Origin of the sequence: Sporosarcina thermotolerans, assembly GCF_030067815.1 — a bacterium.
In the GTDB taxonomy this organism is placed as follows: domain Bacteria; phylum Bacillota; class Bacilli; order Bacillales_A; family Planococcaceae; genus Sporosarcina; species Sporosarcina thermotolerans.
The window spans coordinates 1,414,437-1,436,477 of sequence record NZ_CP125968.1; the positions used below are offsets into that span (position 1 = coordinate 1,414,437).

18 protein-coding genes, 2 other RNA genes and 5 pseudogenes are annotated in these 22,041 nt (G+C 40.9%); 20 read left to right on the top strand and 5 right to left on the bottom strand.

The window, feature by feature from the left end; all coding sequences use genetic code 11:
* Nucleotides 1–10: 10 nt before the first annotated feature.
* The 19 genes and pseudogenes from tpiA to QNH10_RS08135 all read left to right on the top strand — a co-directional run bounded on the left by tpiA (nucleotide 11) and on the right by QNH10_RS08135 (nucleotide 17,595).
* On the top strand, nucleotides 11–772 hold the full coding sequence (tpiA, locus tag QNH10_RS08045) for a triose-phosphate isomerase (protein ID WP_283734174.1): 762 nt from the start codon (nucleotides 11–13) through the stop codon (nucleotides 770–772).
* Nucleotides 765–2,290: pseudogene (gene gpmI / locus QNH10_RS08050) on the top strand (2,3-bisphosphoglycerate-independent phosphoglycerate mutase). Before tpiA ends, gpmI begins: the two are co-directional and overlap by 8 nt.
* An 18-nt stretch (nucleotides 2,291–2,308) precedes the next feature.
* Nucleotides 2,309–3,603: pseudogene (gene eno / locus QNH10_RS08055) on the top strand (phosphopyruvate hydratase).
* 133 nt (nucleotides 3,604–3,736) lie between these two features.
* Nucleotides 3,737–3,964: a preprotein translocase subunit SecG gene (gene secG, locus QNH10_RS08060; protein WP_283734175.1), complete on the top strand. Its 228-nt coding sequence runs from the start codon at nucleotides 3,737–3,739 to the stop codon at nucleotides 3,962–3,964.
* A 139-nt stretch (nucleotides 3,965–4,103) separates the two neighbouring features.
* Nucleotides 4,104–4,849: pseudogene (locus tag QNH10_RS08065) on the top strand (alpha/beta hydrolase).
* A gap of 87 nt (nucleotides 4,850–4,936) precedes the next feature.
* On the top strand, nucleotides 4,937–7,237 hold the full coding sequence (gene rnr, locus QNH10_RS08070; protein ID WP_430541113.1) for a ribonuclease R: 2,301 nt from the start codon (nucleotides 4,937–4,939) through the stop codon (nucleotides 7,235–7,237).
* Nucleotides 7,238–7,292: 55 nt separating this feature from the next.
* The gene (gene smpB, locus QNH10_RS08075) at nucleotides 7,293–7,760 is read left to right on the top strand and encodes an SsrA-binding protein SmpB (protein WP_283734176.1); all 468 of its coding nucleotides are present in this window, start codon (nucleotides 7,293–7,295) and stop codon (nucleotides 7,758–7,760) included.
* Between the two features lie 103 nt (nucleotides 7,761–7,863).
* Nucleotides 7,864–8,223: a transfer-messenger RNA gene (gene ssrA / locus QNH10_RS08080) on the top strand.
* Between the two features lie 124 nt (nucleotides 8,224–8,347).
* Nucleotides 8,348–9,154: a HipA domain-containing protein gene (locus QNH10_RS08085; protein ID WP_283734177.1), complete on the top strand. Its 807-nt coding sequence runs from the start codon at nucleotides 8,348–8,350 to the stop codon at nucleotides 9,152–9,154.
* Nucleotides 9,147–9,302, top strand: a complete 156-nt coding sequence (locus QNH10_RS08090) for a hypothetical protein (protein WP_283734178.1) — start codon at nucleotides 9,147–9,149, stop codon at nucleotides 9,300–9,302. The genes QNH10_RS08085 and QNH10_RS08090 overlap by 8 nt, the downstream gene beginning before the upstream one ends.
* Complete coding sequence (locus QNH10_RS08095; RefSeq protein WP_283734179.1) at nucleotides 9,280–9,540, top strand: hypothetical protein; 261 nt, start codon at nucleotides 9,280–9,282, stop codon at nucleotides 9,538–9,540. Before QNH10_RS08090 ends, QNH10_RS08095 begins: the two co-directional genes overlap by 23 nt.
* Nucleotides 9,519–9,853, top strand: a transfer-messenger RNA (tmRNA) gene (gene ssrA, locus QNH10_RS08100). The genes QNH10_RS08095 and ssrA (QNH10_RS08100) overlap by 22 nt, the downstream gene beginning before the upstream one ends.
* 422 nt (nucleotides 9,854–10,275) lie before the next feature.
* Nucleotides 10,276–11,489, top strand: a pseudogene (locus QNH10_RS08105) (ISL3 family transposase).
* A 365-nt stretch (nucleotides 11,490–11,854) separates the two neighbouring features.
* Nucleotides 11,855–12,946, top strand: a complete 1,092-nt coding sequence (locus QNH10_RS08110; RefSeq protein WP_283734180.1) for an ABC transporter substrate-binding protein — start codon at nucleotides 11,855–11,857, stop codon at nucleotides 12,944–12,946.
* Nucleotides 12,936–13,759 (top strand): annotated as a pseudogene (locus tag QNH10_RS08115) (alkaline phosphatase family protein). The gene QNH10_RS08110 and the pseudogene QNH10_RS08115 overlap by 11 nt, the downstream one beginning before the upstream one ends.
* Before the next feature lie 42 nt (nucleotides 13,760–13,801).
* Entirely contained in the window at nucleotides 13,802–14,614 is an 813-nt protein-coding gene (locus QNH10_RS08120; protein WP_283734181.1) for an ABC transporter permease, read from the top strand.
* Entirely contained in the window at nucleotides 14,611–15,465 is an 855-nt protein-coding gene (locus QNH10_RS08125) for an ABC transporter permease (protein ID WP_283734182.1), read from the top strand. Before QNH10_RS08120 ends, QNH10_RS08125 begins: the two co-directional genes overlap by 4 nt.
* Before the next feature lie 48 nt (nucleotides 15,466–15,513).
* Nucleotides 15,514–16,536, top strand: coding sequence for an ABC transporter ATP-binding protein (locus tag QNH10_RS08130; RefSeq protein ID WP_283734183.1), 1,023 nt, complete (start codon nucleotides 15,514–15,516; stop codon nucleotides 16,534–16,536).
* 60 nt (nucleotides 16,537–16,596) lie between these two features.
* Complete coding sequence (locus QNH10_RS08135; protein WP_283734184.1) at nucleotides 16,597–17,595, top strand: histidinol phosphate phosphatase domain-containing protein; 999 nt, start codon at nucleotides 16,597–16,599, stop codon at nucleotides 17,593–17,595.
* Between the two features lie 290 nt (nucleotides 17,596–17,885).
* On the opposite strand, the gene QNH10_RS08140 is transcribed toward QNH10_RS08135, so the two are convergent.
* From QNH10_RS08140 to QNH10_RS08150, 3 genes are all read right to left on the bottom strand, one after another.
* On the bottom strand, nucleotides 17,886–18,773 hold the full coding sequence (locus QNH10_RS08140) for a DMT family transporter (protein ID WP_283734185.1): 888 nt from the start codon (nucleotides 18,771–18,773) through the stop codon (nucleotides 17,886–17,888).
* Nucleotides 18,770–19,012, bottom strand: a complete 243-nt coding sequence (locus QNH10_RS08145; protein WP_283734186.1) for a helix-turn-helix transcriptional regulator — start codon at nucleotides 19,010–19,012, stop codon at nucleotides 18,770–18,772. The genes QNH10_RS08140 and QNH10_RS08145 overlap by 4 nt, the downstream gene beginning before the upstream one ends.
* A gap of 104 nt (nucleotides 19,013–19,116) precedes the next feature.
* Nucleotides 19,117–19,335 carry an Ada metal-binding domain-containing protein gene (locus tag QNH10_RS08150; protein ID WP_283734187.1) on the bottom strand — a complete coding sequence of 73 codons (219 nt, stop codon included), beginning with the start codon at nucleotides 19,333–19,335 and terminating at the stop codon, nucleotides 19,117–19,119.
* Between the two features lie 492 nt (nucleotides 19,336–19,827).
* Between QNH10_RS08150 and QNH10_RS08155 the strand changes: the two genes are divergently transcribed.
* On the top strand, nucleotides 19,828–20,307 hold the full coding sequence (locus tag QNH10_RS08155; RefSeq protein ID WP_283734188.1) for a recombinase family protein: 480 nt from the start codon (nucleotides 19,828–19,830) through the stop codon (nucleotides 20,305–20,307).
* 331 nt (nucleotides 20,308–20,638) lie between these two features.
* Here QNH10_RS08155 and QNH10_RS08160 read toward each other — a convergent pair whose 3' ends face one another.
* Together QNH10_RS08160 and QNH10_RS08165 are read right to left on the bottom strand one after the other, a co-directional pair.
* A complete protein-coding gene (locus QNH10_RS08160; RefSeq protein WP_283734189.1) occupies nucleotides 20,639–21,031 on the bottom strand; it encodes a nuclear transport factor 2 family protein in 393 nt (130 codons plus the stop codon).
* Nucleotides 21,032–21,320: 289 nt separating this feature from the next.
* Nucleotides 21,321–22,034 (bottom strand): DsbA family oxidoreductase, encoded by a 714-nt coding sequence (locus QNH10_RS08165; RefSeq protein WP_283734190.1) that lies wholly within the window; start codon nucleotides 22,032–22,034, stop codon nucleotides 21,321–21,323.
* Nucleotides 22,035–22,041 lie beyond the last annotated feature (7 nt).

The following is a 22,041-nucleotide window of genomic DNA, read 5'->3' on the forward strand; positions in this document are numbered from 1 at the left end:
GGGGTTAACGTTGCGTAAACGAATCATTGCGGGAAACTGGAAAATGTATAAAAAAATGGGCGAAGCAAAAGCTTTCATTGCGGAAGTAAAAGGGCGTTTACCGATCACTGCCAAGGTCGAAATGGTAATTTGTCCACCCTCGCCATATTTGTCGGAGCTTGTGAATGAATCCGAAGGCACGTCACTAAAAATCGGTGCCCAAACGATGCACGACGTCGAAGAAGGTGCATTCACGGGTGAAGTTAGTCCAAGCATGCTTGCGGATATGAATGTTGAATACGTCATCCTTGGCCATTCTGAGCGTCGTCAGTATTTCAATGAAACAGATGAATCCGTCAATAAGAAAGTGCATGCTGCATTTGCACATCAATTGACGCCTATCGTCTGCGTAGGTGAAAGCCTTGAAGAACGCGAAGAAGGCAAAACAGTTGAACGCGTTTCATCCCAAGTGGAAAAAGCGTTCAACGGCATCAGTGCAGATCAGGCAAAAGCGGCGATCATCGCTTACGAACCGATTTGGGCGATTGGCACTGGAAAGACGGCGACTTCTGAAGATGCGAATGAAGTTTGTAAAGAAATCCGCCAAGAGATCAGCAAGCTTTATGATGAAAGCACTGCAGCTGCAGTCCGCATCCAATACGGTGGAAGTGTGAAACCAGAAAACATTGCCGAGCTCCTGTCCATGGAACATATTGACGGAGCACTTGTCGGCGGGGCAAGCCTCGTCGCAGATTCATTTCTAAAATTAGTTGAGCTGGCAGCTAATGAATAAAGCACCGGTCGCATTGATCATCCTGGATGGATTTGGGTTAAGGGATGAGAAATTCGGCAATGCGGTTGCACAAGCGAACACACCGAATTTCGACATCCTTTGGAATAACTATCCACATTCGACATTAACCGCATGTGGAGAAGCTGTAGGCCTTCCGGATGGACAGATGGGTAATTCGGAAGTAGGTCACTTGAATATTGGTGCCGGCCGGATTGTCTATCAAAGCTTGACGCGTATTAACAAATCCATCAAAGACGGGGATTTTATGACAAACACAGCCCTTCTTGAAGCTGTGGAGCACGCGAAAAAACAAGGCTCTTCCCTGCATTTGATGGGCCTACTCTCTGACGGCGGGGTACATAGTCATTATGAACATCTTTTCGCCCTCCTTCGACTCGCAAAGTTGAACGGACTAAAAAGGTATATGTTCATGCATTCCTTGATGGAAGGGATGTCGGTCAACGAACCGCTGCAGGTTACGTAGAGCAGACCGAAAAAGTGATGGAAGGTCTTGGAATCGGTAAGATCGCAACCGTTTCCGGTCGCTATTACGCGATGGATCGAGATAAAAGATGGGACCGCGTGGACCTAACTTACCGCGCATTGGTAGACGGGCAAGGGGATGCCTTTGCATCAGCCACTGCTGGTATCCTTTCATCCTATGAGGAAGAAGTGTATGATGAATTCGTGAAGCCGTTTATCATCGAAAAGGACGGCAAACCGATTGCGAAGATCGAAGATGGGGATGCGGTCGTATTCTTTAACTTCAGACCGGATCGCGCAATCCAATTATCCCGCGCTTTTACGGATCCGAAATTCGATGGATTCCATACAGGACCGAAAAACTACGATAACTTGAAGTTCGTAACATTCACTCATTATAGTGAAGATGTACAAGCCGATATTGTCTTCGGCAGCCAAAACTTGGATAATACAATTGGTGAAGTCATTTCAAGCAACGGACTACGCCAGCTTCGAATCGCCGAAACTGAAAAATATCCACATGTTACATTTTTCATGAGTGGCGGTAGAGAAGAAGAATTTGAAGGCGAAACGAGGATCTTAATCGCAAGCCCGAAAGTAGCGACCTATGATTTGAAACCTGAAATGAGCGCAATTGAAGTAACCGAAGCTTTGCTAAAGGAAATTGGAGAAGAGCGCCAGGATGCCATCATCCTTAACTTCGCAAATCCCGACATGGTCGGCCATAGCGGTATGCTTGAACCAACGATAAAAGCAATCGAAACAGTCGACGTATGCTTAGGTCAAATCATCGATGCACTCATGCTAAAGGGCGGTACAGCAATCATCACAGCGGATCACGGAAATTCCGACGAAGTGCTAACACTCGAAGGAAAACCAATGACCGCACATACAACAAACCCTGTTCCTGTCATCATCACAAAAGATGATATACAATTGCGAGAAGGCGGCATCCTCGCCGACCTCGCCCCGACAATGTTAAAACTATTAGGTATCGAACAACCAAAAGAAATGTCCGGAACACCATTATTTTAATAAAAGGGAGAGATTGTAATGCCTATCATTACCCACATCCAAGCAAGAGAAGTACTTGATTCACGCGGAAACCCAACAGTTGAAGTCGAAGTATTCACAGAGAGCGGTGCATTCGGCCGTGCAATCGTCCCTTCAGGCGCCTCCACAGGCGAATACGAAGCAGTCGAACTACGTGACGGCGACGTATCCCGCTACCTTGGAAAAGGCGTTTTACGCGCAGTCGACCACGTAAACGAAGTTATCGCTGAGGAAATCGTCGACAACTACTCCGTATTAGACCAAGTCGTCATCGACAAAGCTCTAATCGAATTAGACGGAACAAAAAACAAAGGTAAGCTTGGTGCTAACGCAATCCTTGGTGTTTCAATGGCAGTAGCACATGCTGCAGCGGATTACTTGGACCTTCCACTCTACCAATACCTTGGCGGCGTCAATGCGAAGCAATTGCCTGTACCAATGATGAACATCCTTAACGGCGGCGAGCATGCCGACAACAACGTCGACATCCAAGAATTCATGATCATGCCAGTAGGCGCAGAATCATTCCGTCACGGAATTCGCATGGAGCTGAAATCTTCCACAGCCTAAAAGACGTTCTAAAGTCAAAAGGACTTAACACAGCTGTTGGTGACGAAGGTGGATTCGCTCCGAACTTGGCGTCAAACGAAGAAGCACTTTCAACAATCATGGAAGCGATTGAAAATGCGGGCTACAAAGCAGGAGAAGAAATCTTGCTTGCTATGGACGTTGCATCTTCCGAGTTCTACGATAAAGAAGCAAACACATACAACTTGGCAGGCGAAGGCATCACAAAAACTTCGGAGCAAATGGTTGACTGGTACGAAGAGCTTTGCAATAAATACCCAATCGTTTCAATTGAAGACGGTCTTGATGAAAACGACTGGGCAGGCCACAAGCTATTGACAGAACGTCTTGGCAAAAAGGTTCAGTTAGTCGGAGACGATCTATTCGTTACAAACACTGAGAAATTGGAACGCGGTATCGAAGAAGGCGTCGGCAACTCAATTCTTATCAAAGTGAACCAAATCGGTACACTGACAGAAACATTCGACGCAATCGAAATGGCAAAACGCGCAGGATACACAGCAGTCATCTCCCACCGTTCAGGTGAATCAGAAGACACAACAATCGCTGACATCGCGGTAGCAACAAACGCTGGCCAAATCAAAACAGGCGCACCGTCACGTACAGACCGCGTTGCAAAATACAACCAATTGCTTCGCATCGAAGACCAATTGGACGAAACATCCGTCTACCTTGGCGCAAAAACATTCTATAACCTAAAAAAATAAATCATCAAAACAGCCGGCACTAGCCGGCTGTAAGTTTTTTAATCAACACTGTACATTCAAAACTTGTTGTAACAATTTAAAGTATTTGATAGAATATAAGTATTGTTATGTTCGATGCAGGAGGTGGAACAAAGTGCATGCTTTGTTAATGACATTACTAGTAATCGTATCATTGGCGTTAATCGTTGTTGTATTATTGCAATCTGGAAAAAGTGCAGGTCTATCTGGAGCCATCTCCGGTGGTGCTGAACAGCTTTTTGGTAAACAAAAAGCACGTGGATTGGACTTGATACTCCAAAGAGTGACAATTATCCTTTCAATTTTATTTTTCATTTTGGCACTTGCCATCGTAAAAGTCTGATTGGAAATTCCGATTTGAAACTCAATAGAGCATATAAACAAACGCCTGGCCACCCGTATGGTCGGGCGTTTTTTTCCATAATGCATGGGAATAATAAAATACATACGCTTTTTTGTCAGCAAGTGAAAGGATGAACGACATGAGAATTGCACAACCGAAACCATTCTTTTTTGAACATGGGAAACGAGCGGTACTCTTATTACACGGCTTCACAGGCACATCAGCAGACGTCAGAATGTTAGGCCGTTTCCTTGAAAAGAAAGGCTATACATCACTCGCGCCGCATTACCGCGGGCACGGCGTCCCACCTGAGGAACTTATTAAAACAGGTCCCGACGAATGGTGGGAAGACGTTGAAGCTGGATACCAGCAATTAATCGACGCTGGATACAAAGAAATCGCAGTTTGTGGATTATCACTTGGTGGAGTATTTTCATTGAAAATAGGGGTTAAAATGAAAGTTAAGGGTATTGTAACGATGTGTGCCCCGATGTCGATTAAACACACGGATAAAATGTATGAAGGCGTGTTAAAATACGCTTCAGAATACAAACGATATGAAGGAAAATCCAAACAGGAAATCGAAGAAGAAGTGGACGCATTGCGTGGGCAAACAATGCCTTCCTTAAGCGAATTAACGACGCTCGTCGATTCCGTTGGGAACAGCTTCCATCCATCAAAGCACCTCTTTTCGTTGTCCAATCAAGCAATGATGAAGTGATTGACGTGAATTCCGCCAAGATCATCTTTAATAACACAGCGTCGTCAGATAAAATAATCGAGTTCTATAAAGAGTCGACGCATGTCATTACATTGGGACCGGAAAAAGAGCAGCTGCATGAGGATATATATCAATTTCTTGAATCACTAAGCTGGAACGTGTGAAAATGGAAATAGTTGACGATAGTGAAGAATGGAGGGATGTAATTGGACTTTATAGATGAAGAATTAAAAAATAGGTTGATCTCTTTTATGAGAGAAGAATCGTATAAGCCGCTAACCGTTCAAGAAATCCAGGAAGCGTTAGGTATTGAAGGGGCGGCCGAATTCAAAGAGCTCGTAAAGATGCTTGTACATCTGGAGCAGAAAGGTGAAATCATCCGATCGCGTACGAACCGTTACGGTGTTCCAGAACGCATGAACCTTATACGAGGCAAGTTCATTGGGCATGCCAAAGGGTTCGGGTTCGTTACACCTGAAACGGAAGGGATGGATGATATTTTCATCCCGCCGCCGGAAGTAAACGGGGCGATGAACGGTGATATCGTGCTTGTCCGTGTTTCGAAAGGTGATGACTACGGTGGACGCCGCGAAGGGACGATCATCCGAATTGCCGAGCGGAAAACGACGAAGGTTGTCGGGACGTACCAAGATAATCGCGGGTTCGGATTCGTCATTCCTGACGATAAAAAGCTTCCGATGGACATTTTTATCGGAAAAGGAAATTCCCTCGATGCTGTAGAAGGGCATAAGGTTGTCGTGGAAATCACGGATTGGCCAAGTGATTTGAAATCAGCGACTGGAATGGTCGTACAAATTCTTGGACATAAAAACGATCCTGGCGTCGATATTTTATCGATCATCCATAAGCATGGCATCGAAGTCGAGTTTCCTCAAGAAGTGATGGATGAGGCGAATCGAACACCTGACGAAGTGAAGGAACAGGATTTATTCAAGCGTAAAGACCTGAGGGACGATCTTGTCATCACAATTGACGGAGCAGATGCGAAGGACTTGGATGATGCGATTTCGCTTACGAAAAATGAAGACGGCACATTCACTTTGTCTGTTCATATCGCGGACGTCAGCCATTACGTCAGAGAGAATACAGCGCTTGACGATGAAGCGTTTGAACGTGCGACGAGCGTCTATTTGACGGATAGGGTTATTCCGATGCTTCCGCATAAGTTGTCGAACGGAATCTGTTCATTGAACCCGCATGTGGATCGGTTGACGCTTTCCTGTTCGATGAAAATCGATCGTAACGGAAAAACGATTGACCATCAAATCTTTGAAAGTGTCATCAAATCGAAAGAGCGGATGACATACACGGATGTCTTTAAGATCATCGAAGAAAAAGACGAAGAGCTTATGGAGAAGTATGCCCATATCGTTCCGATGTTGAATGATATGGCTGAACTTGCCTCGATATTAAGACAGAAGAGGATCGATAGAGGCGCCATCGATTTCGATTTCAAGGAATCGAAAGTCATTGTCGATGAAAAAGGGTGGCCGACAGATATCGTCATAAGGGAACGAACTGCTTCCGAAAGACTGATCGAAGAATTCATGCTTGCAGCGAATGAAACAGTTGCAGAGCATTTCCATTGGCTGCAAGTGCCATTCCTTTACCGTATACACGAAGATCCGAAGGCCGAGAAACTGCAACGCTTCTTCGAGTTCCTGACGAATTTCGGAATCGTAGTGAAAGGTACTGGGAATAAAGTGCATCCAAGAGCTTTACAGGAAATTGTCGAGTCGATTGAAGGAATGCCGGAGGAGACTGTCATTTCAACAATGCTTCTTCGTTCGATGCAACAGGCGAAGTATTTCCCTGAAAGCTTGGGCCACTTCGGGTTGTCGGCGGATTTCTATACACATTTCACATCCCCGATTAGACGATATCCGGATTTGATCGTTCACCGATTGATCCGCACGTATTTAATCAAAAAAGATCTTTCGTCCGAGACGATTGCTCATTGGAATGCCAATATGGGTGAAATTGCGGAGCATACATCGGAACGCGAACGCCGTGCTGTCGATGCTGAACGTGATACGGATGCCTTGAAAAAGGCACAGTATATGCTTGATAAGATTGGTGAGGAATTCGACGGCGTCATTTCTTCGGTCACGAACTTCGGTATGTTCGTGGAACTCGAGAACACGGTCGAAGGGTTAGTCCACGTTAGCTATATGACGGATGATTACTACCGATTCGATGACCGCCAAATGATGATGCTTGGTGAGCATACTGGAAAACAGTTCCGAATCGGTGATGAAGTTACGATCCGCGTCGTATCTGTTAAGCCGGAGGAATCTGCAATCGACTTCGAAATTTCGGGCATGAAGCAGTCGTTCCACCGTAATCGGAAGGAAACGCCGAAAGTTATCCATGCGAAGAAGCCGTCAAGTGGTGGCCGGGGTGACTCCGGAAAGTCGAAATCTACCGATAAGAAAAAGGAAATACAACATCTAATTCTAAGAAGAAGTTCTATGAAGGTGTTGCAAAAAATAAGAAGAAACAAGCTCCAAGAAAGAGAAAATAAAGGCTAACGGCATTCGTTAACGCGAGTGCCGTGGCATTTTGATGTAGTTAGGGGAGAAAAGAATGGCAAAAGGTCAAGGCAAAGTTCTGGCAATCAATAAAAAAGCGAATCACGACTTTGCGATAGAAGAAACGATTGAGGCAGGAATCGTCTTGCAAGGAACTGAAATCAAGTCAATCCGTAACGGCAAAGTCCAACTTCGTGACGCATTCGTGCTGATCCGTAACAATGAAGCATGGATTTCCAATATGCATATCAGTCCGTACGAACAGGGAAATCAATTCAACCACGATCCACTACGTTCTCGAAAGCTGCTGCTCCATAAGAAACAGATTGCAACGTTGCTCGGGCAGACAAAGCAGGAAGGCTTCGCAATTGTGCCATTGAAGATGTACTTGAAAGATGGCTTTGCGAAAGTGTTGATTGGTATAGGTAAAGGGAAAAAGAACTATGATAAACGTGAAGATCTGAAGAAGAAGGAAGCAAAACGTGAAGTGGAACGTGCCTTCAAGGCGAAACAGCAGTATTGATTTTTACGTCAAAATGTAGTAAGATGATAGTAGTGATATAGTTCAGAAGCCTTTCAACAGGCATTCCTGACATCCCTTTAAAGGTGTAACAACCTTTTATAACGGGGACGTTACGGATTCGACAGGGGTGGTCTGGGCTTGAGCTGCGCGTCGGAGGGCTCGTCTCCGTCAGAAACGGCAGTTAATAATAACTGGCAAAACAAACAACAACTTAGCATTCGCAGCGTAAGCTGATGAATCTGCCTAGCAGTTCCATCGCCCATGTGGCATTGTTAGGCTCAACTTAAGTGGGATACGGTAGCGGTCGCCTCCTGAGGCCGTTGCAAGAGATTATCAGGATAGCGCTCACGGATAGCCTTGATTGACGGCAAACGTGCGCGCGAATCCAAGTAGTCAATCTACACGCGTAGACGCTGAAGTAGCAGAGCCTTTGGACGCGGGTTCGACTCCGCCGTCTCCATAGTTTTTATGGAATAAATACGGTAGTATCAATGGTTTAAAGAATAAAGATATTGTACAGAGGATAGACTTCTGGGCAATATCTTTTTTCATATATAAAAATGTTTGTGAGTGGGGATGTGATTTGTATGGAAATAATAAAGATTCCTAAAGAAGCAGTACGTATAATCAGCACCTCAAGTAAAGGCGATCAATCAAAATGGCATGACGGTGATAAATGGATCAAACAAAATACACGGGGATATGAAGGGCTTGCTGAGGTACTTGCATCACTCATCCTATCTTGCTCAACATTAACGAAGCAACAATATGTCACCTACAAACCTTGTAAAATCCTTTTACCTACTGGTGAAACATCCATTGGCTGTTATTCCTATGACTTTCGGGGTAAATTACAAGAAGTCACACTTGAACGTTTATTCGAAGCGAATTTCACCTCGACTGACTCCATCTTAAACGATAAAGCATTATCGACAAAAGAAAAATTTGAACAGCTTATGCAACGAATTGAGGCATTTACAGGGCTTGATGCCCGTGATGAAATTACCCGATTGCTTGCATTTGATGCGCTCATTTTAAATGAAGATCGCCATACAAATAATATCCTATTTTTATATGATCCAGTTGAAAAGACCTGGCAAATCGCTCCGATCTTTGATAACGGACTTAGCTTATTATCTGATGAAAAAGATTACGCCCCTAACAAACCACTAACGATTTTAATAAGAAAAGTGAAAGCAAAGCCATTCAATTCAAGTTTTTCCAGACAACTTGCTTTATATAAGGGACCGGCGTTTATCGATAAAACCAAGCTGCTACATCATCTTGAAACAACGGATATTGATTTTGGCCGAGCGAAACAAGTACTCCTTTCGCAAATGAATGACACTAATTTTGCCCATCTGTTCCTCGAAGGAAGTGATACCGATGATTGATTATATGAAGTTTGATGTGATGTGGATGGATGAAGTCATTGCGTCTGTAAACTTAAAACCAGCGAATGGCGGACTCCATACGTTATTAATTATATTAGTGACTTCAACAAGCAGTTTTCCCGAATATGGAGGGACATATTACGATTGACGAACTGGAGAAATGGTTGAAATGGCGCACGTTTCCTCCTACCCGTGCGAATGCCGAGGAACTATTGGAGAGTCTTGGCATGCAAGCATATAATCGCTGGGGCATTGTAAGGAAAACCCATGGCGTCATGGCGGATGATGAGATTTGGTTAAGATTCGAAGGGGAAACACTGAGGCACAAGGATGTTTGTTTGCGTAAAAATCTTTATTATCCTCAAGAGTCATCTATTGCTGAATGATCTTAACGAGGGCTCTTCTCCGTCAAAAACGGCAGTTAATAATAACTGGCAAAACAAACAACAACCTAACATTCGCAGCTTAATAGTTGCTGAATCTGCCTAACAGTTCCATCGCCCCATGTGGCACTGTTAGGCTCACCTATTAGTGAGATACGGTCACGGTCGCCTCCTGAGGCCGTTGCAAGAGTTTAAACAGGATAGCGCACACGGATAGCCTTGATTGACGGCAAACGTGCTCGCGAATCCAAGTAGTCAATCTACACGCGTAGACGCTGAAGTATTGGAGCCTTTAGACGCGGGTTCGACTCCCGCCGTCTGCATAGTTATTATGGAAAACAGTAAAGATAAGAATGTGACTTTAAGTATATTTTTGCCGCATTGGCAAGGATATACTTAATTTTATTTTTGGCAGGAGTATACTTAAAACATTGGTTAAACTGAATTGGTTATGGTTAAATATGATTGATTTAATAAGATTTTTTTAATCCAATAAATCAATTATAGTAAATAAGTTAGGTAAAGAAAATTAGTTATTGGACTCTGATTAATTTAATTCCCTGGTACTCTACTTTATACAACGCCTAAAATCCTTGATATTCAAGGATTTTAGGCGTTTTTTATTTAGGTTCTATAATATTTGTTGGGGTGTTCACGCAAATTAAACAAAAAAATGCACGTAATCACCGTTTCTTTTATACTTGAATTGTCGAGAAACAAGTAAACGAAAGGTGATACGTGCACATGAATTCTACCATGAATATTCCAGGATTAAAAGATGTAAACATTGAAAAGATAGAGGAGATTGGGGATCGGACTGCACTTCATGTTTCGCTTCCCAAGCAACCTCACAAATGCCCTGCGTGTGGGTCAATGACAACGAAGACCCACGATTACCGGATACAGAAGATTAAGCATCTCAAGTGGTTTGAGCGTTTAACGGTTCTTTTCTATAGACGTAGGAGGTATGCCTGTTCTTGTGGAAAGCGTTTCTCTGAGACATCCCCTTTCGTGGATAAGTATCAACGCTACACTAAAGAGTGGAATCAAGTCGTGCGTATCCGATCAGTCAAGGCCAAAACATTTAAAGAAGCAGGAGAGGTACTCGGCACCTCCAGCTCGACCGTGATCCGACGGTTCAAGGAAGTGGCGAAAGAGCAGATGACCAATGGCGTCCGGTTACCAAAAGCCATTGCGATGGATGAATACAAAGGCGATACGGATGCCGGTACGTACCAGTTGATTATAGCGAACGCAGAAACACACGAACCTCTGGATATCTTGCCAAACCGCAGAAAAGAAACGATTCAAGATTATCTCCGCCAACACGGAGCTGACGTTGAATTAGTGGTCATGGATATGAATCCGAGCTTTAAGGCAGCTGTGAAAAAGGCCTTGGGACGCCCGTCATTGTCGCAGACCGATTCCATTATTGTCGGTATATCTACTGGGCGATTGATGAAGTTCGCCGGAAAGTGCAGAAGGAATGGCATGCATATGACCGCAAGAAATGTAAAAGAATGCGACATGTATTATATAAGCGTAACGATAAATTAACGGAAAAAAACCGTTGGTATTTAAATCGGTATTTAGGCATGTCTGATGAATTGAAAAAGGCATATGAACTGAAAGAGGCGTACTGTGAGTGGTTTGACTGGGCGAAGACCGCTGAGGATATGGCAGAAGTGAAGAGCCGACTAGAGGACTTTTACCGCAAGGTAGAGGAAGCTGGTATTCCGGCGTTTTCAAAAGCCATTCAAACATTTAGAAACTGGCAAGTTGAGATCTTGAATAGTTTCGGCTTCAAGTATTCCAACGGTTTTCTAGAGGGAATTAATAATAAAACAAAAGTGATGAAGCGCAATGCCTATGGTTTTAGACGCTTCGATCACTTTAAGGCAAAGATATTATTAAACATTCGATATAAAGAAATCGGTACTCATTTAGGTTAAGGATAGGATTTCTTTACGGCGTTATAGGTTTAAAAGAGATTCTTTGATTGGAGCGAAAGGCGGCGACTCCTGCCGGAATAGCATGAGCTGAAGACCCTGGACTGAGCAAAGCGAGGGAAGCGGCTGAAGCCATGCCGGCGGAAAGCGTCCGCCTGTAGCGCAAATCAACATTCTCATAGCATAATTTAAGTTAAAGGGTGGTGTGCAAATCACATCACCCCAACATTTGATTTAGAACCTTTATTTAAAGTTTCCTATGGAAAGGAGGACTCATAGGAATGTTTAATCATATTTCTGTCATAAGTAAACAACTTTAGGTAATACTACAATCCTAATAAGAAAATTAAGTACAAGGAGAAATTGAAATGAAAATAAGCAAATTAAAAACTGCAATTGGTTTGGGTATCCTCTCGATAGTATTAGCTGGATGCGGAACAAATACCAAGAAAAGCACTGTATCAACAGTAAATGAAAATGATCCACTTCAGACGATTGTTGAAAAAGCAAAAGCAGAAGGACAAATCGCGAGTGTTGGAATGCCTGATACATGGGCGAACTGGGTAGAAACTTGGGATAATATTGAAGCAAAATATGGAATTAAACAATCTGACACTGATATGTCAAGTGCAGAAGAACTGGCGAAATTTGAATCTGAAGGCAAGAACGGAACAGCAGATATTGGTGATGTTGGCATTAACTTTGGACCATTAGCAAAACAAAGAGGTTTGACTTTGAAGTACAAAACGTCCTATTGGGATGAAATTCCCGATTGGGCAAAAGATGATGCCGGAGATTGGGTACTAAGTTATACAGGTACTATTGCTTTTATTACGGATAAGCAAAATGTAGAAAAGGCGCCAACTTCATGGGCAGAGCTTGCAAATGGTGATTACAGAGTTTCAGTTGGGGATGTTATGAAAGCGACTCAAGCACAGTTCGGAGTCTTAGCAGCTGCGATTGCAAACGGCGGAGATGAAGCGAATATACAGCCAGGTATTGATTATTTTAATGAAATTGCCAAGAAAGGCCGATTGACTGCGGTTGATGCTACTATTGCCAATTTGGAAAAAGGAGAAATCGATGTTGCAATCGTTTGGGACTTCAATGGCTTAAATTATCGGGATCAAATCAATCCTGATCGTTTTGAAGTTACAATCCCAACCGATGGTTCAGTGATGAGCGGTTATACAACTGTTATAAACAAAAATGCTCCACACCCGAATGCCGCAAAATTAGTAAGGGAATATATTTTATCTGATGAAGGTCAAATCAATTTAGCAAAAGGGTATGCCCGTCCTATTCGTGATGTTAAGCTGCCTGAAGAAGTAAAAGCTAAACTTCTACCTGATGAAGCTTACAGGAATGTCAGACAGGTGAAAAACCATGAAGCATGGGATAAAACAGCTATTGAATTACCTCGATTATGGCAACAAGAGGTGTTAGTAAATGCCCGATAAAAAAGTAGTGATGATCACTCTGGATGGCTGTCGATATGACATAGCCATCCAGCAATTAGGATTTTTAAATCATTTCGTCGAGAAAAAATTGGCAAGCCGTTTTAAAGTCCTTTCAGAATCTCCAAGCAACTCCAGACCCTTATATGAAGTTTTATTGACAGGTGTGCCTACTTTTGAAAACGGAATTTATTCGAATTACTCCGTACAACGATCGAAAGAAGAAAGTATTTTTTCACTGGCGAAGGAGGCAGGGAAAACGACTGCCGCTGCCGCTTATCATTGGGTAAGCGAGCTCTACAATCGAGCGCCGTTCTCAATGTTCGAAGACCGTATCCAGCATGATAGTACAAAAAATATTCAACACGGGATTTTTTATTCGGAAGACACCTATCCTGATTCGCATTTATTTCAGGATGCCCATCATTTAATTAGCACCTATCACCCTGATTTTATGTACGTGCATTCAATGAATATCGATGATGAAGGGCATAAATTCACCGGAAATTCAATCGAATACCGTCGTGCAGTAAATCGGATCGATACAATTTTGGCGATTTATATTCCTCGCTGGATTGAGATGGATATCAAATAGTAGTCACCTCCGATCACGGTATGGATGACTTTGGTAACCATGGCGGTACAATGTGGGAGCATCGGGAAGTACCATTATTCATTTTTTCTGATGGTTTTCCTCCGCATATTGGAACAGGGGTCATTGATCAGCTTCAATTAGCTCCTATTGTCTGCTATATGCTTGGCATTGATAAGGGGCAAAAGATGGAGGAAATTGATTGGGAAGTCCTGAAAGGGTGAACATGATTGAAGAGGGAGAAATCAAATAGGAGTTTAATTTTATTGGTCCCATTTCTTCTTATTACCGTTTTGTTTTTAGTAATCCCAATGGTATTAATGGTGACCTCCAGTTTCACAAGTGAAGTAACGGGAGCTTTTACATTAGATAATTATGTAGAAGTGTTTACAAATCGATTTTATTCTCAATCGTTCCTAAATAGTGGAATAATTTCTCTCTTTTCTGCTGTGGTAGGTATTATTTTTGCAATCATTGTATCTTATGCAATGACAAATCTTCCTGGAAAAATCCAGGATAAACTGACTGTATATATTAATGTTGCAGCCAATTTTGCGGGGGTTCCATTAGCTTTTGCTTTTATTATCCTGTTAGGAAATTCAGGAGTATTTACTCTTTTCATTGAAAACATGAACTTGCCATTTCTGAGTAAATTTAACCTCTATTCATGGCAAGGGCTGGCAATCACTTACTTATACTTTCAAATCCCTTTAGGCATCCTCTTTATATACCCTTCTTTGAAAAAAATTAGAAAAGAATGGAAAGAAGCGGCTTTTATGTTGGGAGCATCCCACTGGTTCTACTGGAGAAAAGTCGGATTGCCGAGCATTATGCCCAGCATCGCAGGAACGTTCGTCATTATGTTTGCTAATGGGATGGGAACTTATGAAACAGCATATGCCTTGACTGGCAGCAATGTCAATTTAGTGACAATCCAGATCGCTTCGCTTGTTTCCGGTGACATCTATGCCCGCCCAATTATCGGAAGTACGTTAGCTGTGATTTTTGCCATCATCATGATTGCAATCCTCTTTATATCCCAAGTGATGCTAAAGAAGGTAAGGAGAGATTTAGCATGAAAACAAAGAGAAGACATTTAGGGAGTTTCTTGATACTCGTTGTTTTTGGGTTATATATGATTTTCCCGTTTGCCTCTACCTTCTTTTATGCAACCTCGACGGAGTGGTCCAACACGATTATACCTTCGGATTTTACGTTCCAATGGTTTGTTGAACTGGTGCAGGATCCAAATTTTGTATCGGCTGTTCTAAGGTCGATCACCTTAACACTTACGACATTGGCAGTTGTTCTTGTTGTGATGGTTCCTACGGTATTTCTCGTGTATATGTACTTTCCTAAAGTGGATAACTTTATGAAAGGCCTTGTCCTTATGCCATTTGCAATTCCAGGTGTTATTTTGGCGACCGGATTGCTCAGAATGTATTCAGGTGCCGCAATTCCGATGTATTCAGTATTAGTAGGAGGTTTGTTCATCGGTTCTTTGCCATTTATGTATCAGGGGGTTCGAAATAGTCTGGATAGTATTCAATCGAAAAAGTTAATGGAAGCAGCCGAAATATTGGGTGCAAATAGGTTTACATCTTTTCTGAAAATCATTTTGCCTAATATTCGCTTAGGGTTGTTAATTACTACGTTATTAATCTTCTCAGGATTTTTCGGGGAGTTTGTCCTGACGAATTTATTGATCGGAGGCAGATATGAAACAATCCGTATTTATATGCTGAGAAGAATGAATGAAAACGGGCATTTAGCAAGTGCTGTTATGGTTGCGTACTTTATTTTATTAATTTTGATCAGTTTACTGATTACGTATATTACCTCTTCTAAAAGACGAACGCGCAAAAAAGAGAAAATCAAGGAAACGCCGGTACAAAATCCAGAAGATGTTCCTTTAACGCCAAATTTGTAAACATTATCTGTAAACACAGAAGTCAATACACGAAGAGAGGCAAAATATATGAGCTATATCACGATTGATAACTTATCCCTAAGCTTTGGTCAAAATAGAGTATTAAAAGATCTTTCCTTTTCAATTGAGAAAGGTGAATTAATAACGCTATTAGGCCCAAGCGGATGTGGAAAGTCGACATTGCTCCGTGTGCTGGCTGGATTGGAAACGTTCCAAGAAGGCGACGTGTATCTGGACGGTGAGGACATCAGTGAAGTGGCACCGAAGGATCGTAATGTCGGTATGGTTTTTCAATCTTACGCGCTTTTCCCGAATATGACCGTTTTCGAGAATATTGCTTTCGGTTTATCGATTAAAAAGCTGCCAAAACAAGAGATTAAAGAAAAAGTAAACACTGCTTTGGCCTTGGTCAACCTGCAAGAAAAGGCGGACCATTATCCTGACCAGCTGTCAGGAGGGCAGCAGCAACGGGTTTCTTTAGCCCGTTCGCTTGTCACGGAACCTAAAGTCCTTTTATTGGATGAGCCGTTAAGTGCCTTGGATGCAAAAATCAGAAAACAGCTGCAAATGGACATTCTTATGCTTCAGAAAAAGTTAGGCATCACAATGATTTTTGTCACACATGATCAAGAAGAAGCAATGATTTTGTCCGACCGGATTTTTGTGATGAATGCCGGAATCATTGAGCAGCAAGCATCACCGGCGGAACTTTACTCTAAACCGAAAAGCCATTTTGTTGCAAGCTTCATCGGGAATTATAATATTCTATCAACGGATGAATTAAAGCAATTAGACTCTGCCTTTACTCCGAAAAATGATAAAAATAAGTATGCCATCCGCTCTGAAGCGATTCAATTGAAACCGATCCATAGTGACCATGACCGTGTTCTGCACTTCAAAGGTAAGTTTGACCATTCCATCATTCTTGGAAGTACAATTCGCTGTTTTTTTCAAGTGGGTCCATCTAAGCTGACGGTTGATTCAATAAACAATGATATAAACAGTGAGAATTTGCATCAAATAGAAGATTTGTATATTCATCAAGATAATATTGTCGCAATTGACGAATAAGAAGTCTTGGTGATTTTAAATGGATTTCCGTTAACCACTAAATAGGAAAGGTCGAAAAAAATGAAAGTAGATTACCATATACATTTAGAAGAAGGACCCTATTCGCTTTCATTTGTTGAAAAAAGCCTAAATGCAATGGAGCATTTTGAACCAAATAAAGAAGTGCGCCACTCAAAGAATTGGTTGGAAAAAAATATTGCCAAAATGAGCAAGCGGTTAGAAGAAGGGGAATACTCAAGATGGTGGCTGGACTTTTATCTTGAAGAAGCGATCAATAAAGGATTAAAAGAAGTAGGCATCGTTGATCATTTATATCGATTCAAGGAAACAAAAGCCTATTTCACAAAATATATGGATGTTTCATCAAGTGAAATGGGGATAAAGCAGGCGCGTTGGCTTGATCAAGTCATGGTTAGAAGCCTCCCTGATTTCGTGAAGTTTATACAATCACAAAAAGAACATTGGGCATCAAAAGGAGTACAGCTCAAACTTGGGATGGAGGCCGACTATTTTGTTGGCGGTGAAGCGGAACTCCAGTCACTGTTAGAAGGGTATGACTTTGATTATATTATCGGGTCTGTCCATTTCAATAATGGATGGGGTTTTGATAATCCGGATCTTCAGCGGAAATTCCTCGAGTATGATTTGCTTGAGCTTTACAAGAATCACTTTGAAACTGTAAAAAAAGCAGCTGAGAGTAAAATGTTTAATTTTATTGCGCATCTCGATAATTTGAAAGTCTTTAACTACCGTCCGGATGAGGCCTCTTTATTGGGTATGTACAAAGAAGTTGCTGATATATTAGTTAAAAACGATGTTGCTACGGAAATCAACCCTGGTTTGTTTTACCGTTATCCAGTTAAAGAAATGTGTCCAAGTTCTCATTTTTTAGATATATTAATTGCTAAGGGTGTTAAATTTACAACGTCCTCTGATTCGCATTTTCCGAATGACATAGGAATCTATTCTAATGAAATTAAAAACATGCTTTTGGAAAAAGGCGTGCAAGAAATCGCAACCTTTGAAAAAAGACAAAGAATAATGAAGCCTCTAATTTAATTTATGATACGCCGGCTGGTGCTACCTGAGTCAGCCGTAAGAGATTTTTAGGTTAGCACGCAGGACGCCAAACTTACCGACTTGGCGCGCCTGCACTTATGGCAGCTAAAGATGGCTTGCACCTATTGAACTTTAGCACCCATTACTATAATAAGGGATTCAAACGAGAGTACATTAAAATTGCATATTTCCAGCATAAACCTATTTAGATAATGTACTCTTCCGAAAATCCTTTTGGAACCTTTTCAATAAGGCATTTTCGTATTGTAAAAGCATAATCCCATAGTTTTTTAGTTTCTATGATGCTGCTTTTTTATTCGTTTATCCGAAATCAAGAAGATGCTACTTAAAATAACAAGTAAACCAGCAACCATTCCTGTAGTAATTTGTTCATTTAGAAAAACACACCCCCATATCATACCGAACAGGGGAATGATGAACGTCACACTTAATGTTTTAGTGGGACCTACATTTGTAATTAAGTAAAAATAAAGGAGATACCCAATGGCGGTACATAAAAGAGCGACACCAACGACGGATAATCCAACGATAGGTGTAATAACCGATGTTGATTTCGGTAAATTGAATAGAGTGAATGGAATAAGAAGTAAAGTTGCTCCCATTTGTTGTCCAAAAGCGACTGACAAAGGTGGTACGCTATCAAAAACCTTTTTCGCATAAACGCCAGCAAATCCATAGAACACAGTTGAAAGTATAGAAAGCACAATAGCAATAATTACTTCTGATGTAAATGATATAGGACTCCATCCAACCAGGATGATAACCCCAATGATGCCAACGAAAATACCTACCCACTTTTGAGTGCTTAACTTTTCTTTCATCCAACCCCAAACAACAAGAGCAGTAAATAGAGGTGTCAAGGAATTAATAATTGCCAGCATCGAAGCACTCAAGTGAATAGATGCCGTTGCAATCAGTGTAAATGGAATCGCAGCATTTAGCGCACCGATAATCAAATATTGTTTCCAAAGCTGTCCCCATCCAGTTGATTTCCCAATCATAAAAATATAAATCAATAATGCAATTGCTGCTATGGTTACACGCCCTTGAATGGTTAGAAATGGACCGATTGCAGGAGATGCTATCCGAATAAATAAAAATGATGCTCCCCATAAAGCAGCTAATCCAAATAATGCTGCGATGTCTTTCGCCTTCATGGACCATCTCTCCTTGTTCTTTTTCTAAAATCTGTAGGTGTACATCCGAAATAACGATAAAAAATTTCAGAGAAGTAAGCTGAACTTGTATAACCGGATAAATGTGCAATATGCGTTATACTGTCATTGGTGTTTTCGATTAAATGCTTGGAATGTAACATTCTTACTTTCGTGAGATATTCCTGTGGTGTAAGACCTGTATTCTTTTTGAATAACCGTTGTAAATGATACTTGCTCATCCACACTTCCTTAGCCAATGTATCTAAAGTAATAGAATATGTATATCTTTCCTCAATAACTTTTTGTGCCAATTCAACAATTGAATCTTCATTTGGCGCTTCTATTAAGTCGGGTCTACATCTTTTACATGGCGGAATCCTTCCTTAATCGCCATTGATGACACAGGAAAGAAAACAGTATTTTCACGAAGAGGGGGTCTTGATTTACAAGAAGGTCTACAAAAAATTTTCGTTGTTTTTACAGCGTAAAAAAAGAGACCATCATATTTACTATCGCATGAATTCACTGCATCCCACATTTCATCATCTATTAATAAACTCATTGGTTCTTCATACCTCCTCAAACTTATTTTACGATAAAACATTGCGGACTTTCATCCGGAATCTTGCTTTTCAATTTCCAGGCCTTAATTGTAAAAAGTGTGATAGGTTCTAACTATTCTCATGCTTTTTGTCAAACATACTAATGACCCTTTTTCAGTTCTATTCATAACCCTGTTACTATAAGTAAATAATTTCACAAGTTGATCTACAATCTGGTCCGATTGTGGAGTGATTTTATTGTAATTCAACACTCAAATCTTTGGGATTCATTTCGTTTATAAAGGTGTACTTTTAAAACCTGTCCGATACAAGTCAATTCATGCGTTTGAAAAAGTATGAAAATCATTTTATAAACGCTTATTAAAATCAGTAAACCATATGAACGAATTTTTAAAGAGTATTTGGAACTTGTAAGAAAGCTGGTCAATCTTGGGGTATAAATTTATTTCGAGAAAGAGAACATCAATACGCAGTCGATGGATAGTGAGCTTATGCTGACAATCTTAAGTAGTCTTGCCGAAAATGAATCGATTTCTATTTCAGAGAACAATAAGTGGTCCATTCAAAGACGGTTTAGAAATGGAACATACAAACTTTCTTATCCTCCCTATGGATATGGTTATGTTGGTGGAAACATTGTTGTACACAAAGATCAGGAAAAGGTTGTTAAACGGATATTTGCGCATGCGTTATCCGGAATAGGCACTCAGAGAATCGCCCAAGGGTTAAATGGCGAAGGGATATCTACCAAAAGAGGTGGTCAGTGGACAGGAACTACTACCCGGGGCATTTTAGGTAATGAGAAATACATAGGAGATGTTCTCCTTCAGAAAACCTACACTGATGGCAACTTCACCAGACGCACGAACAAGGGTGAAAAGGATCAGTTCTTTATAGAAAATCATCATGAAGCCATTATTAGCCATGAGAATTTTGAAGTTGTTAGCCTTGTTGATAGTTGGAGAATTTGATATGTCTAGTGAAGAAATTAAAGATGAGCTTGACGTGTCTAAATTGCACAAAATAACGACATAGATTCAGTAGAGGAGTTCAATAAGAGTCATTCAGGATTGAATTTAGAAAAGTCACCAGCATTTATTTTGTTTGATACTAAAGAACCTATCTATACGACTTATAGTTACGAAGAACTAAAAAAATATGTTCCTTTGGGTGCCAGGTTCTCATTGAATTTCGAATTGGTACCCTGCACTACATCGCTTATACGTTACGAGATAAAAAAAATAGTTATTAAACTCCCATGATAATTAAAAATGCTACAAAAAAGGGGCATTATTTTGCCCCTTACTTAAGTATACCTATTTGACGTAGCACACCAGCTTGATCCCAGTAATCACTGAATCTAGTAATTTTACCGTCACGAAGCTTGATAACTGCAGCTCCTCTAACCTTAACCTGTTGTCCTTTTCCTTCGCCCATCATGATTTGCATTTCCGAAGTATATTCAATAGCTCCACCAGTTTCGTCACCAATATAGCTTTGAGCCGTAAATTTAAACTTAGACTTAGAGGGATCAAAGAATTTTTGAAAGAGATTAATTAGTTGTTCCATGCCTTCCACTCGAAAGTCATACGTAAAGTCCTCAAAGATGCCATCTTCTGTAAACATATCTAAGGCATCCGCCTGTCTCTCGTAAGTAAAATTATCCATTAGCCGTTTTGCAAATTCAAAATTCATTTTTCATCATCCTTTACTATTTTGGATACTCGTTTAATATAGTAAGTTTATAGGAAGGCTGTTAATTGATAATCATCTTGCTCAAGTGTACTTTCAATAAAAGAAATAACGGTTCCTAAAAACAACTCGTACATTACTTCAATTTCTTTTGCGAAAATAATATCCTACTTTTCCAACCATTTGTTTAATGGTTCGGGCTGACGTGCTTCCAAGTCAACTATATCCAATGACCGTTTTAGAGCTTTTTAAAGAATAACATTTAAAGGGTCCCAATATATTCCACTTACCGTCATATTAAACAACCATCTGGACCACAAACACCTTCATTAATTTCCCCAAATGTCTCATACTTAGGGGTGATACCTACTTCTTCTGCAACTTTTTTTAATACATTTCTAAAAACTTCTCCTGGTTGTCCGCCGGTTACAGCATATTTATCATTAAATAAAAAGAAGGGAACCCCAGTAATACGTAAAGCCATTGCTTCCGCTTTGTCTGCTTCAACCTCATCTAAATAAGCATTATGATCTTCTAAAATGGTTCGGACGATGTTAACATCTAAGTCAACTTCTCTTGCCAAGGAAATTAGTTGTTCATTGTCTGGTAGGAATTTATTCTCAGTGAATACGGCATGGAAAATACGCTCTTGGTATTCACGCTCTTTTCCAACCTCATGGGCAAATTTTGCTACACGATGTGCATTTAAGGTTTTTTGCCACATCATATTGTCATAATTGTATTCAAGCCCTAAACCTTTTGCTCTCTCTATGGTACCTTGTAACATGTCACGTACTTCTTCCTTTGATTTTCCAGTCCGATGACTTAATCCCTCTATTGTTGTAATAGTAGGTTTGCTTGGTGCATCTGGTACCAATTCATAAGCTTTATATTCGATTTCCACTTGGTCTTCTAAACCCGATTCTTTAATGGCGTTCTCTAATTCACGTTTTGCAATGTAGCAAAATTGACATACATAATCAGTCCATGCCTTAATTTTAATCATTTTATCC